The sequence below is a fragment of the Dellaglioa sp. CoH-56-MRSF-12 genome (assembly GCF_056782075.1).
This window is the reverse complement of sequence record NZ_JBXAYD010000004.1, coordinates 102,200-116,545: the sequence shown is the minus strand read 5'-3', so window position 1 is coordinate 116,545 and position 14,346 is coordinate 102,200. Positions and strand designations below refer to the sequence as shown.

The following is a 14,346-nucleotide window of genomic DNA, read 5'->3' as shown; positions in this document are numbered from 1 at the left end:
TACTTAAAGGTAGCATATTATAATACTTCGTTCTCTGTAATTTTTTCTTCCAAAACGTTGAAATTATATTCAGAAAGTTCATTTAAGCCATTTTTACTCTCATCAAAGAAAGCAGTTAAACTTTCAGATAACATTAGATTGATAACACGACCAGCTTCAAATTGAACTAAGATAACTGGAATATGAGCTTCTACTGCCATACCAACTTCAAACATAGTACCAGAGTCAGGTTCGTTATCTTCGTCTTCTTTGTAGTCTAAGATAGCAACAACAACGTCTGCGCGATGAACTTGGCGTGTGTCAGCTAAATAAACTGCACGTTGCCATTGTTGACTGAATTGTTCATATTGTTTACTTTGATTATCTTGGGGCAAGTAAATATTGTCACTATCAATTGTTTTGTTCTCTTTTAATGCTGCAACAACTTGAGAAACACGTTCACGTTGTTTGTCGCTAAAAAATGGACCTGCTAAATAAACTTTATTCATTAATATCGTCTCCTGGAATATATATTTGCTTTTTTAAGTATAGCATGACATTTTAAAAATGGGCACAAAAAAAGAAGACAATGAAGTCTTCTTTTTCAATTTCTAAACACCGTAAACGAATTGACCTGAATTAAAGTGGTCAGCTGAAATAACGTAAACGTTACCACTATTACGTAAAGTAAAGTTAGCTAAATCATTTAATAAGTTATTGGTTGTTTTTCCAGGTTCAGTATCGATAATTTGACCATCACTAATTAAACCAGGGAATACAGCGTCTTCGTTAATTAATAAAGTATTAACACGATGTTGCGTTAATAGAGCAAACAAATCGATTGGGTTTGTTTTGCTTGGATTAACTTCATCAAGTGAACGAGCACGATCCAATAAATGATCAATTGTTTGATTGATTAAAATTTGATTTTGATCTAACAAATCTTTTTCAATTTCTGTAGTTGTTAGGGCACTAGGTGATTTTTTAATTGTAATTTCTGAATTAACTGATTTTAATTTTGTTAATTCATGGAATAAGCTTTGATTTTTAGGTAGTCCAATAAGGAAAAGACGTTTATAAATTAATTCGGGATGGGTAACTAGGAATTTTTCAATTGCCAAGTAGTAATTTCTATTATCAATCGCTTTTTCTTCATCCTTAGTATTTAACCCATGGAGGGCGCCAGTAGGGCCATGAGTGGTCGTGGTATCTGTACTTTCAGGACCAAGAGTTGATACCATGTCGATAGGAGCATCCTCTGGGAGTTCTTGTTTCAATAAGACACCTTCTTTGAATTGATGTAATTCAAATGAATCACGGTGTAAGCTTAGGATTGTTCCTGATAATTTTGTTGCTTGTTGAGCTAATAAAGGTAAAGTGTATGCTTCAGGACCAACAATAACTTTATCTACTTCAATAGCGTGATTTAAATTAAATTTAAAGTAATCGTTAGGTGTTAAGTAAAGTGCGATACTAGGGAATTGACCGATTTTATCTGCAATTTCATTAATAAAATTAACCAATTGTGTTTCAATTAGTTCCCAAGTTTTCTTAGGTACATCCGAATGAGCTTCTTTGGCAGTTTTTAAACTAGTTTTTAGTTTTAACTGATTCTTCGCAGCAAAATTAATACCTGGATATGTTTTGATAAAGATTGATACAATGGGTTCTTCTTTGATTGTGAGTAATTTTTTCAAATTGTTATGCATTGACATAATGGTTCCCCCTTTATATGATTACCTTTAGTATAACATCATGAAAACGGTTATCCAACTTATATGGTTACGTTTTCATAAAAGGAGTAAATATGATTTATTTAGAAAAAGATAACAAAAATATTAAAAAAATGGAAGCTTACATGAAAAATAATTTTTCTTACTTAGGGATTAAGACACCAAGTCGACGTGAACTAACAAAGGACTTGATGAAAGAATCTAAGAGTTGGCCTCTAGAAGAGTTAATCTCACAAATTTTAGCTTATTATGGTCGTGAAGAAAGAGAGTATCAATATGTTGCAATCGACTTAGCACAAAAAAATCTTAAACGATTGACGGTTGATGAAGTCCAAGTATTGGTTGAGTTAATTAAGGTTAAACCATGGTGGGATTCAGTAGATGCTTTACGTAAGGTTATTAGTGACTTTTTAAAATTAAGTCCGATAAATTTTAACGATATTAGTAAGCAATTTGAAAACCATGATAATTTCTGGATGCGTCGTGTGGGTATAAATCTTCAGTTAGGCTATCGTGAAGAAACTAATCTAGCTTACTTATCAAAGATGATTTTGAATGATAGAACAACAGATGAATTTTTCATCCAAAAAGCGATTGGTTGGTCATTACGTGAGTATGCTAAGACTGATGAAAATTGGGTTATAACTTTTATTGAGAGCCATGATCTATCAAAGCTAGCTGTGCGAGAAGGACTTAAACATGTGAAGACAAAATAAAAAAGACTGATTTTATTCAGTCTTTTTTGCTTATTTTAAGGTTAAGAATTTATCTCCGGCAAGGTCTCTGTAGAAATTTGCTTTAATTGCTTGTTGATAAGGCATGTACCAAATATAACCAATTCCAAGTGTCACGATTGATAATAGGTACCAACCAACCAGACTTAACTCTATTACGAATAAATCAAATTTGTGTCCGTTCATTAATTCACGGCTTAACGTTATTTTTTTATTAATACTGATGTCAGGATGATTTGGGTTATCTGTTAAGTCTTTGTTAATCATAAAGACTTGTGAATAAGAATAGTATTTAATAATTCCTGGGACAATAAGCAAGAGAGTCCAAAGTGTACTATAAATGGTTTTGAGAATGGCGATACCAATAGATGGGAAAAATAATTCATTTGAGAAAACTTGGAAACTTTGTGTAAATGCATGTTCTGGTGTTTTTTGTGAACTGACCCAAGTTAAGAATGTATATGAAACACCTACAAGTAGAATTTGAAAAATAAGATAAAGAACAACGACAGTTGCTGAAATTATAGGACTGATAGCTGATGATTGGTTATTATTTTCAGTAGAATATAAATTCATAATGTCTGCGTACTCAGTAGAATATAAGCGAGAATAAACAATAAAAATAAGGATTGCTAGTAAGCTAACTAGGATAGCTGACTTCCAGTGTCCTTTAAGTAATGCCTTTGATTCAGATTTCAGTTGTTGTCTCGTTTTTAGTGGTTTTTCCATGATGTGTGTCTCCTTAATTGTATATGTTTTAATAATATTTTAAGCATACATTAAACCAAATATTAAGTCTATACTGACAGATTGAGAATGTGAGTATTTCAATATTTTTAGACGGTATAAAAGTGAAACAAACCAAACTTTTTGTTAGATTGTAGTAAGATGAATAGCGTAATCTATATTAATGGAAGAAGAGTGAGCTAATGGTAAATAAAATGAAGGCCATCGCAGCATTTGGAAAATTTCCGACAGAAGATAAAAATGCATTACGAGATGTCAAAATCGATAAACCGACACCTGAAAATCATGATATTCTTGTGAAGGTAACGGGTATTTCAGTGAATCCAATAGATTATAAATCAAGAATGTTAATTGATTCTGAAGAAAAATTACTTATTTTAGGTTTCGATGCAATCGGGGTCGTCTCTGAAATAGGATCAGAAGTAACACAATTTAATAGTGGTGATAAGGTTTTTTATTTAGGTGTCAATAATCGTTCAGGAAGTAATGCTGAGTATCAGCTAGTTGATGAACGACTAGTTGGAAATGCACCCAAGAAAATAACAGACAGTGAAGCAGCCGCTATGCCACTAACAGGTGTAACAGCATGGGAAGCATTATTTGAAAAATTAAATTTCATTCCAGAGAAAAATGCCAATAGTGGAAAATCAGTTTTAATTATTAATGGAGCTGGTGGTGTAGGCTCTATTGCTATTCAACTTGCTAAATGGGCTGGTTTGACTGTTATCACGACCGCTTCAAGATTAGAAACGAGCGATTGGGTTAAAAAGATGGGCGCTGATATTGTCATTAATCACCGAAAAGATTTGAAGAAACAATTAGTTAAATTAAATATTAATGAAGTTGATGGTATTCTAATATTGCACTCAACAGAAACTTATTTTGATTTAGCAGCAGATATCATCAGACCTCAGGGTATTATTACTTCAATTGTGGGCACATCTGATAATTTACCAATTGGTAAATTAAAAAATAAAAGTAATGAGTTTAAATGGCTAACAGTTTTTACTAAAGGTGTATATTACACGGCAGATATGAGCTCTCAAGGTAAAACATTAAATCGCTTAGCCACGTTATTAGATGAAGGCAAACTAAAATCAACGATGACTAAATCATTGGTGGGGATTAACGCCGATAATTTACGAACGGCTTCTGAAGTTGTTGAAAATGGTAAGATGATTGGAAAGTTTGTAATAACTGGTGAATTTAACGCGGAGGTATAAGCTATTGAGTAAAAAAGAAATTAGAAAAATGATTATTAACAAGATGGTTGATTTGGCAAAAAATAAGGTCCTTGAAAAAAGGAATCAGGAGAAGGCAATTATTGATAAAGTTTTACAATCTGAAGAATGGGAATCGGCTGATTCAATCGGATTAACAATTAGTCAATCGATTGAGTTTAGTACTAACGAATTACTATTGGCGGCACTGTCTCAAGGTAAGAGGGTGTATATACCAAAAACGATGCCTGAAAAGCAACTTGCATTTTTACCTTACTTATCTATTGAACAGGTGCTTATAAAAAGTGATTATGGACTATTAGAACCTGAATATAATGTTGCACTTGAAAAGAATAATTTAGATTTAGTGATTGTACCAGGAGTTGGGTTTAATTTAGAGAATAATCAAAGGATTGGCTTTGGCGGTGGTTATTATGATCGGTATATTGCAAAATATCAACCAAAAACAATTTCACTTTGTTTGGACGTTCAAAATGTAATTTCTGAGAAATGGACAAGTAATCAGTTTGATATTAAAATTGATAAAATTATTACAGTATAAGTTCTATTTGAATAAATCCTTAACAAAATACAGTTTAATAATATTATTTACATTAATATACGAATATAGTAAAATTGTAATTGCTCATTAATGAGATAAACACGAACAAATGTATTTATGAAAAGGAGATTTAAAATGATTAATCGCATTAAATCATATTTTGAAATTGATCAGTTACATACAACGGTTAAACGCGAAATGTTAGCTGGTTTTACAACGTTTATATCAATGGCTTACATATTATTTGTTAATCCTACGATTTTAAGTGCTTCGGGGATGGACAAAGGGGCAGTATTTACTGCAACTGCATTATCAAGTGCTTTAGGCTGTATTTTAATGGGTATTTTAGCTAAATACCCAATAGCAACAGCTCCCGCATTGGGTATTAATGCCTTTTTCTCATATTCAGTTGTTATAGGTATGGGAATTCCATGGCAAACAGCTTTAGCAGGTGTATTTGTAGCATCACTAATTTTTATTTTAATTACTATTTTTAAACTACGCGAAATGATTATTAATGCTATTCCAAGTAACTTAAAATACGCTATCTCAAGTGGTATTGGTTTATTTATTGCTTTTATCGGTTTACAAGATGGTGGCTTAATTATCGCAAACAAATCCACAGTTGTGGGCCTAGGTCCATTGACCGTTGGTACAACATGGTTAACAATCTTTGGCTTAATTGTTACTGCAATTTTAATGGTTAGACGTGTTCCAGGTGGTATTTTTATTGGGATGTTTGCAACAGTTATTCTAGGATTCATCACAGGATTAATTAAAATGCCAACACAAGTTGTTGCCGGTGCCCCAAGTTTGGCCCCAACATTTATGCAAGGCGTTAAACATATTAGTGATATTAACACGGTTCAGTTATGGGTAGTCGTTTTAACCTTCTTGTTAGTTACTTTCTTTGATACTGCTGGAACACTTGTTGGGTTAGCTCAACAAGCCGGATTCATGAAAGACAATAAAATGCCTCGTGTCGGTAAAGCTTTAGTTGCTGATTCAACAGCAATGCTTGCTGGCTCTGTTTTAGGAACATCTCCAGTTGGTGCATATGTTGAGTCTTCAGCAGGTATCGCCGTTGGTGGACGCTCAGGTTTAACGGCTGTTACAACTGGATTATTATTTATTGTCGGGATATTTTTCTCGCCATTATTATCAGTTGTAACAACACAGGTCACTGCTCCAGCATTAATTATTGTTGGTGTATTGATGGCACAATCTTTAACAAAAATCGAATGGACAAAAATGGAAATTGCAATTCCAGCATTTTTAATTGTAATTGGTATGCCATTAACTTATAGTATCTCTGACGGGATTGCTTTGGGAATGATTTTTTATCCAATTACAATGATTGCTGCTGGTCGTCGAAAAGATGTTCATCCAATCATGTACGGACTGTTCTTTGTGTTCTTACTTTTCATGTGGATTTTAAATGTTTAAATAAAATAGCAAACGTAAATGACAGATCTACTATAAACATGGTATTATTTAGACTAAGAGTTTAAAGCGAACAAAAATAATACAATAGGAATGGAGAATATGATGACAAGCGAAAAGATACACATTGGATTACTTTTTGGTGGTAATTCATCAGAACATGACGTTTCAAAACGTTCAGCACATAATATCTACGATGCAATGGATAAAAATAAGTACGAAGTTAGTTTATTCATGTTTACAAAGGAAGGTGTACTACTTGGAGATGCTGCTTCACGTCGCATTTTTGATGGCGAACCAGAAGCAAAAGTTGTTGAAGATGTCTTACCAACAATTGATTTTACAAATCCGTTAGCTAATATCATGAGTTTAACTGAAGTTAAAGATATTGATCTTTTTTATCCAGTTATTCATGGTAATATGGGTGAAGATGGTACAATTCAAGGATTATTTAAACTTTTAGATAAACCATATATTGGTAGTGATGTTCGTTCATCAGCAATTTCATTTGATAAAGATTTAACTAAGAAAATGTTAACGTTAAATAATATCAGAAATACTAAATATTTGGTTGTTAAGGCCAACAATCGTGCTGAAATGACTTACGCACACATTAGTAAGGAACTTGGAGAAGTTGTTTTCATTAAACCAGCTAACCAAGGATCATCAGTTGGTATTCATAAGGCACATAACGAAAAAGAATTCCTTGAAGGTATAGAAGATGCATTTTTATATGACACAAAGCTTTTAGTTGAAGAATCAATCGAAAATCCTGATGAAATTGAATGTTCAATTCTTGGAAATACTGATTTAAAAGCTTCAAAATTAGGTGCAGTTATCGTACCTAAATCTGATGTATTTTACGATTACAATAATAAATTCGTTGATGCTTCAGGTGTGGAATTTGAAATGCCTGTTGAATTACCAGATGAATTAACAAAAGAAATCCAAGACATGTCATTACGTGCTTTTGAAGCATTGGGTTGTCGTGGTTTAGCACGAATTGATTTCTTAGTTAAAGATGGTATTCCATATCTTGGTGAACTAAATACGTTACCTGGATTCACAAACATTTCGCTTTATCCACAATTGTGGGAAGTTTCAGGAATTGGTTATTCAGAATTAATTGATAAATTAATCCAATTAGCATTCGACGAACATGCCGCTGTTAAAGAATTACATTATGACTTTACTGAATTACCTGAAATCTAAATTTTAAGAAGATTATTAGTCTGGAGACAGCACTAGTAATCTTTTTTATTTGAGTGAAGGAGAGAATAGAATATGGAAAGATGCCCATGGGCCCAATCGGGTAATCAGTTAATGCAAGATTATCATGATGAAGAATGGGGAAAGCCGCTTTATGGCGATCAACAACTATTCAGATTATTGAGTTTAGAATTAATGCAAGCAGGGTTGAGCTGGAAGACCGTTTTAAATAAACGTAATCATTTTAATCACGCTTTTGAAAATTTTTCAATTTACAAAGTTAGTCAATTTGATGAAGATAAAATTGCGGAACTAATGGAAAATGCAGATATTATTCGAAATAAGCAAAAAATTATCGCTATTATCGCGAATGCACAGGCGATCATAAGAATGAACCAAGATGGGCAATCATTTGATTCATTTTTATGGGAATTTGTAGCAAATAAACCAATTAATAATCTCTGGCGACATGCAGAGGATGTTCCAGCTGAAACCGACATTTCAAAAAAGTTATCTAAAGAATTGAAGAAATTAGGGTTTAAGTTTGTTGGTCCTAAAATTATTTATTCATTGATGCAAAGTATGGGTATGGTAGATGACCATATTACTTTATGTAAATTCAAGACAAAATAAAAAGAAATTAACCAATTATGGCTAATTTCTTTTTTTATTTTTTAAGATTATTTTTAAGAGCAGGTGTGTTATTTAAATCTGTTCGAACAACTAAGACATCAGAAACAGCAACTCGAGTTACGTATTCTGTAACTGAACCAATTAATAATCGTTCGACTGCATTCAATCCAGTAGCGCCGATCACAATTAAATCAATATCTAAATTAATAGGAACATTTTTAGCAATAACTACTTTTGGAGAACCATACTCAATTGAGTAGTCAACATTCTTAAGACCAGCTGCTTTTGCTTGTGCAATATACTTATTCAATGTCTCTTTTGCTGTATCACTAACTTGTTCAACCATTGACGTATCAAAACTTGAGATATTTTGGAATGCTCTAGTGTCAATAACATGCAAAAGATGAAGTGTAGAATCTTCGCCATTTCTTAAAGCTACTTGTACTGCTTTTTCGAATGCTAATTTTGCTTCATCAGAACCATCTACAGGAACTAAAATATTTTTATATTGTTGTAACATGGTCGGCCACCTCTTTCTTTTATATACCTCTATTTTACGACAAAACGAATGAAAATAGAAGTAAAAACGGTTACAAAGTTAGATTAATGCATAAAAAAAGATAAAATAATTGTTAAAGCACCAACCGTAAGGCAGGCTAGAGTAACTAGTATCCCACAAAATATGGGTATAAAAATGATTACTGAAATTAAGCCAACTAAGCTTTCAATACAGATAATTAACCCAAAGACAAGTAGTATTGAGCTTAGCACCTGGTTTGACTCAGGTTTAAATATCATAAAATTTTTGTTGCGATGTGAGAATAAGTAATAGCCGATAGTCAAGAGTAAGAGTGAAAGAACGGCTAAAAGTATCCGAATTAACATTTAAAGACTCCTTTATTCTTAATAAAAAAAGTCTGAGCAAACATAGTTTGCCCAGACCATCAAAGCAAAAGCTTTGGAATATCCGCGTAGTGCCGTTAATCATCTTCGTGAGTTGAGCCCGCAGTGAAGCAGGTGGCATCGACTGTACTAGCCTCTAACTACCAAGTGAAAAGGCTTGAAATTAGCTAGCCTATCAAGTTGACGCCTAGGTATAATTATTTGTTCGGTCAACATTCTAATAAGATAACGCGTACACTTCAGAACTTCATCTTTAATATAGCACAGACTTTTAAAAGGTGCAACAATTATGATGTAAGCGGCAACAAATCATCTTTTTGATGGATGTAATTTACTATATTGTTCTTTAAGTCCTTGTTCATAACGCCCGTTTGCTTTAGGCTCATAATAATTAGCATCTTTCAATTTATCTGGAAGATATTGTTGGGCAACCCAATCATTTGGATAGTTATGTGGAAATTTATAACCAATACCATGACCTAAATCTGCAGCACCTTTGTAATGTGAATCTTTTAAATGAGCAGGAATATCTCCAAAACCACCTTTTTCAATATCAGCAATTGCATTATTTATGGCAACATTTGCCGAGTCTGATTTGGGTGAGAGGCAGAGATCAATTACTGCGTTAGACAGAGGTATTTTAGCCTCTGGAAAGCCAATTTTTTCTGCCGCCTGTACAGCAGTTAAGGTTCTAGCACATGCTGCAGGGCTACTTAATCCGACATCTTCGTATGCCATTGTGATTAAACGCCTTGCAATTGTAGGTAAATCACCAGCAAGAATTAAACGTCCTAAGTAATGTAAAGCCGCGTTAACATCGGAACCTCTTACTGATTTTTGAAAAGCAGAAATAACATCATAGTGAGCATCGCCATCTTTATCATGGGTTAATGCTTTTCTTTGTAGACACTCTTCTATGACTGATAGTGATAAGGTAATGACACCTGAACTATCAGGTGGGGTTGACTTAGCAGCTAGTTCAAGTGCATTCAAAGAACTACGTAAATCTCCGTTGGTTGCTCGCGCTAAGTGTAACCGTGCATTAGCTTCTAAATTAATATTAAGATTTCCGAGACCAATATTTTTATCTACTAGTGCACGATCAAGTGCAGTTTCAATATCATTTTCGTCTAAAGGTTTAACTTCAAAGATTTGTGTTCGACTTCTAATAGCTGGATTGATGGTAATGTAAGGATTTTCTGTTGTTGCACCGATTAAAATAATTTGGCCACTTTCTAAGTGGGGTAATAAGAAGTCTTGTTTAGGTTTCGTTAATCGATGGATTTCATCTAAAAGTAAAATAACAGTACCGCTCATTTTTGCTTCTTCAGCTACGATTTCAAGGTCTTTCTTAGAATCAGTTGCAGCATTTAATTTACGAAATGCATACTGAGTTGATCCGGCAATAGCACTGGCGATACTCGTTTTACCAGTGCCAGGTGGTCCGTATAAAATCATAGATGAAAGCAGTTTTGCTTCGACCATTCGTTTGATAATTTTACCTGGACCAACAAGGTGTTGTTGGCCAACGACTTCTTCAATTTTAGTTGGTCGCATTCTGAATGCAAGTGGTTGTAACATATGTGGCTCCTTTCACGTTGATTACTAAAGAATAGTATAGCATATTGCATAAATTTAATTGGCACAATGGATTGCAAATATGAAGGATTAATTCAAATATTTGGTACAATGTAATAGACAAATGAGGAGGCACAATGATATGAAACTAGATGCAATCGGATTACAAATTCAGGAAGAAAAGCTCGCACCTCTACTTAGAAAATCGTTGATAGGATTAGAGCGAGAAACTCAAAGAGTGAAGAATACGGGAGTGCTGAGTTCAACTGATCATCCTGAATCATTAGGAGATAGATTTAAACATCCTTATATAAAAACAGATTTTGGCGAATCACAAATGGAATTTATCACGCCACCAATTGAGGGGGCTGATAATGTTATTAACTATCTAGATGCCATTCAACAAGTCGCAACACAAGAATTGGATAGTGATGAACAGTTATGGCCATTGAGTTCAATTCCTAAATTACCAGTGGATGAATCTAAAGTAAGAATAGCGCATCCAGATGAATTAGGATTTATATACCGAAATAAATTAGCAGAAAAGTATGGAAAAAAACGTCAACTTTTTACGTCTGTACATCTTAATTTTAGCTTTCCAGAAAAAGTAATTCAGATTTTATTTGATTCTGAGTTTCATAGTTATTTTAATTCTTATATAGAATTTCATAATTACGTCTATTTAAAAATTGGACGCAAATTTATGGAAAAGAGTTGGCTTACAACTTACTTGTTTGGAGCAACACCAATTGTTGAAAGTACTAATTATAATGCTTGTCATCCGGTTAGAAGTGTTAGAAACAGTGAATTTGGCTATACCAATATTGATAGTTCAGTTCAAGCTTCTTATCGATCAATTAACTCATACGTTACGTCACTTAATAAGATGGTCCAGAATGGTAAATTGTTATCATTTTCTGAATATTATGGAGATGTACAATTTAAATCAGCTACTAAAAAGGAAGATACATTAATTTCATCTGGTGTTAATTATATTGAACTCCGTGGATTTGATGTTGATCCATTTTCTCGTGTTGGTATTCAAGGTGACACAATTAAGTTTATTCAATTATTAGCGGCTTACTTTCTAATGACGCCAGATATGGCAGAAAATGAAGTTGATGATATTATATTTAAAGCGAAACAATTAAAAAATGAGGTGGCAATAGAAGACCCTAAAACAACCTCGATTGTTAAAAATGCTGCAATAAAACTGCTGAACGAATTAATTTTATTTAATGATAATTTTTATCTAGATAAAAATTTAGAGGATACATTAGTTCAATTTAAATTACAATTTGAACGACCTGAATTGAGTCTGAGTGCAAGGATAGTTGATGAAGATATTAATAAATCGTTGGCTGATTTTGCAATGGAACAAGCAAAATCTAATAAGATAAAGTATCAGTCACAGTTAAGTTCATTGATTGGCTTTAACTGTTACTCGAAAAATACGCAGCTTATTTTAGCAGCGTTGATAAAAAGAGGGTCTTATTTTGATCTTGTTGACAGTGATTTGGACGTCATACGGGTGAACGGACATCTTCTGCAAAATGGGGTAATTTCTGATTTAGATACCAGTGTTTTAAACAAAATTGCATATGACAAGCAAACAACTAAAAAAATATTGGGCAACCTTGATATTAAAGTTCCTAGTAGTATTAATGTACACACTTTAGATGAAGCTATGAACTATTATGCAGATGTAGTCAACAAAGCATTAGTTATTAAGCCAAGATTCATAAAGAGCAGTCAAGCAACACATGTATTTCGAGTGGCTCCGACGTTAAGCGAGTATAAAGAAGCCGTTAAACGTATCTTATCAATTGATACACAAGTTTTAATTGAAGAAATTACTGTTGGGTCAGTCTATCGATTTATGATTGTAGGTGGCCATGTAAAGGGTATTGTTGAAAGATTACCAGTTAGTGTAGTTGGCGATGGACGAAAGACGTTGGCACAGTTAATTACAATAAAAAATGCACAAGTAGAACGTACTAGTCAAGGTCCATGGTATCCGCTTAAATTGTCAGAAGTTGAACATCAAACAATAGCATCACAAGGTATTACTGAATCAACTGTTATTTCAAGAGGGTCTGAAGCAATCATTAGATATGATAGTAATTTTTATTCGGGTGCAAATCAAAATGAAGTTAGCAATCAAATGGACGAATCATATATAGCGTTAATTGAAGGTTATGCAAAACGTTTAAAAATGACGATGGGGGCAGTTGATGTGGTTATTCCTAACTTGTATATAGCATATGACTATAGACATAGGGATGCTTTAACCGTTCTTTCAATTGAAACGGCTCCTGATTTATCGATAAATTCGTTTCCTAATTTTGGAGATAACCAGCCTATTGCTAATGAAATAGTAAAGATTTTAGAAACCAAATAAAAAACTTAAACTACACTTAATATAAAAGTGTTAGTTTAAGTTTTTATGCTAATCGAATAAATTTTCAAAAAATGATTTTTTCTTTTCTGGCGTTTCAACTTGTATAATTGGATATTTTTCATTAATATCAATAACAGATTCATTAATCGCATTTTTTTCAGAAGCGACAACTAGCCCCATAATTTCAACCCCATCAGGAGTATCATTATTTGATGTTAATGTAAATTTAACATCATGCTTATGCGTTAAGGTGATGTATGGGGCTAATATATTCTGATCAATTGTACCATTAAGTAGAACATGATAGTCGGGATGTTCAAGTAGTTCTTTTTCAAATCCAGCCATATTTTTAGATGCTGTTACCTCAGCAACAGTCATTGCTAGGCTGACCCGCTCTCTAAATGTCCCTAAGTACTTTCTTTGTTCATCGGGATGAAGTTGAGGTGTTCCGTAAAGGCCAGATTGAAGATGTGGATCTAAGTTATTTTCAGTCATGGAGTTGACCACCTTTCAGTAAGTTATGAATTTAGCATACCATGTTTGATACAAAAGGAGAGAGCGAAATGTTTATAAAAGATGATTTTTTAATTTTTAAAGATCAAACATTAGACGGACGATTAAAAAAAATAAAGACAATTATTGATCCCAAATTCGAAAAGGTGGGAGCTGAACTACTACCTTTTTTAGAAGAACAATTAGGAATTAAAATGTATTTGCACATTGCAAAACATGCTAGAAGATCAAAAAATCCACCGCCTGATACTTGGATGGCTTTTAGCGAGAATAAACGTGGCTATAAAATGATGCCACATTTTGAAATTGGTTATTGGGATGATCGGTTATTTATCTGGTTATCTGCATTAGCAGATATTAAAGACAAAAGCTTGTATGAAGAGGGCGTTTCTGAATCAATAATAATGATTCAGAAACTAGAAGATACTTTCGTGTGGTCAGTGGATCATACAAATAAAGAGACGGGTACTTTAGCAAACACAATAACACTTACTGATAGTCAAAAGTGGAGTAGTGTACAAACTAAAGAACTATTGATTGGACAGAATTTAGCTATTGAAGATGAGTTTTTTAGCTTAAATGAATATAAACAACTAAACGACTTGAAAAATACATTACTGCCACTAATTGAAATCTATAAAATATGGACAAAAAAAACATCTCATTAAGAATGAGATGTTTTTTAATTTGA

The 14,346-nt window shown here is 33.1% G+C and carries 14 protein-coding genes; 8 read left to right on the top strand and 6 right to left on the bottom strand.

Translation table 11 applies throughout. The features are described from left to right. Positions 1-17 precede the first annotated feature (17 nt). The gene (locus AC1RPY_RS05695; protein WP_481761653.1) at positions 18-488 is read right to left on the bottom strand and encodes a nucleoside 2-deoxyribosyltransferase; all 471 of its coding nucleotides are present in this window, start codon (positions 486-488) and stop codon (positions 18-20) included. A gap of 102 nt (positions 489-590) precedes the next feature. Beyond that, positions 591-1,694: a baeRF6 domain-containing protein gene (locus tag AC1RPY_RS05690; RefSeq protein ID WP_481761654.1), complete on the bottom strand. Its 1,104-nt coding sequence runs from the start codon at positions 1,692-1,694 to the stop codon at positions 591-593. A gap of 92 nt (positions 1,695-1,786) precedes the next feature. On the opposite strand from AC1RPY_RS05690, the gene AC1RPY_RS05685 reads away from it, so the two are divergent. Next, the gene (locus AC1RPY_RS05685; protein ID WP_481761655.1) at positions 1,787-2,428 is read left to right on the top strand and encodes a DNA alkylation repair protein; all 642 of its coding nucleotides are present in this window, start codon (positions 1,787-1,789) and stop codon (positions 2,426-2,428) included. A gap of 30 nt (positions 2,429-2,458) precedes the next feature. On the opposite strand, the gene AC1RPY_RS05680 is transcribed toward AC1RPY_RS05685, so the two are convergent. After that, positions 2,459-3,175 carry a DUF975 family protein gene (locus AC1RPY_RS05680; RefSeq protein ID WP_481761656.1) on the bottom strand — a complete coding sequence of 239 codons (717 nt, stop codon included), beginning with the start codon at positions 3,173-3,175 and terminating at the stop codon, positions 2,459-2,461. A gap of 200 nt (positions 3,176-3,375) precedes the next feature. On the opposite strand from AC1RPY_RS05680, the gene AC1RPY_RS05675 reads away from it, so the two are divergent. From AC1RPY_RS05675 to AC1RPY_RS05655, 5 genes are all read left to right on the top strand, one after another. Beyond that, positions 3,376-4,416: a zinc-binding alcohol dehydrogenase family protein gene (locus AC1RPY_RS05675; RefSeq protein ID WP_481761657.1), complete on the top strand. Its 1,041-nt coding sequence runs from the start codon at positions 3,376-3,378 to the stop codon at positions 4,414-4,416. Positions 4,417-4,420: 4 nt separating this feature from the next. After that, complete coding sequence (locus tag AC1RPY_RS05670) at positions 4,421-4,975, top strand: 5-formyltetrahydrofolate cyclo-ligase (RefSeq protein ID WP_481761658.1); 555 nt, start codon at positions 4,421-4,423, stop codon at positions 4,973-4,975. Positions 4,976-5,110: 135 nt separating this feature from the next. Continuing rightward, positions 5,111-6,421 carry an NCS2 family permease gene (locus tag AC1RPY_RS05665; RefSeq protein ID WP_481761659.1) on the top strand — a complete coding sequence of 437 codons (1,311 nt, stop codon included), beginning with the start codon at positions 5,111-5,113 and terminating at the stop codon, positions 6,419-6,421. Between the two features lie 102 nt (positions 6,422-6,523). Further along, on the top strand, positions 6,524-7,630 hold the full coding sequence (locus tag AC1RPY_RS05660) for a D-alanine--D-alanine ligase family protein (protein WP_409022784.1): 1,107 nt from the start codon (positions 6,524-6,526) through the stop codon (positions 7,628-7,630). Positions 7,631-7,702: 72 nt separating this feature from the next. Continuing rightward, complete coding sequence (locus AC1RPY_RS05655) at positions 7,703-8,260, top strand: DNA-3-methyladenine glycosylase I (protein ID WP_481761660.1); 558 nt, start codon at positions 7,703-7,705, stop codon at positions 8,258-8,260. A gap of 34 nt (positions 8,261-8,294) precedes the next feature. Here the strand turns inward: AC1RPY_RS05655 and AC1RPY_RS05650 are convergent, their stop codons facing one another. After that, the gene (locus tag AC1RPY_RS05650) at positions 8,295-8,780 is read right to left on the bottom strand and encodes a universal stress protein (RefSeq protein ID WP_409022337.1); all 486 of its coding nucleotides are present in this window, start codon (positions 8,778-8,780) and stop codon (positions 8,295-8,297) included. 692 nt (positions 8,781-9,472) lie between these two features. Continuing rightward, positions 9,473-10,744: a replication-associated recombination protein A gene (locus AC1RPY_RS05645; RefSeq protein ID WP_481761661.1), complete on the bottom strand. Its 1,272-nt coding sequence runs from the start codon at positions 10,742-10,744 to the stop codon at positions 9,473-9,475. A gap of 139 nt (positions 10,745-10,883) precedes the next feature. Here AC1RPY_RS05645 and gshAB point away from each other — a divergent pair, with 139 nt between their 5' ends. Further along, entirely contained in the window at positions 10,884-13,142 is a 2,259-nt protein-coding gene (gene gshAB, locus AC1RPY_RS05640; protein WP_481761662.1) for a bifunctional glutamate--cysteine ligase GshA/glutathione synthetase GshB, read from the top strand. 48 nt (positions 13,143-13,190) lie between these two features. Here the strand turns inward: gshAB and AC1RPY_RS05635 are convergent, their stop codons facing one another. Then, complete coding sequence (locus AC1RPY_RS05635; protein ID WP_481761663.1) at positions 13,191-13,637, bottom strand: YueI family protein; 447 nt, start codon at positions 13,635-13,637, stop codon at positions 13,191-13,193. Between the two features lie 68 nt (positions 13,638-13,705). Between AC1RPY_RS05635 and AC1RPY_RS05630 the strand changes: the two genes are divergently transcribed. Next, positions 13,706-14,323, top strand: a complete 618-nt coding sequence (locus tag AC1RPY_RS05630; RefSeq protein WP_481761664.1) for a DUF1054 family protein — start codon at positions 13,706-13,708, stop codon at positions 14,321-14,323. The last annotated feature ends 23 nt before the right edge of the window (positions 14,324-14,346 follow it).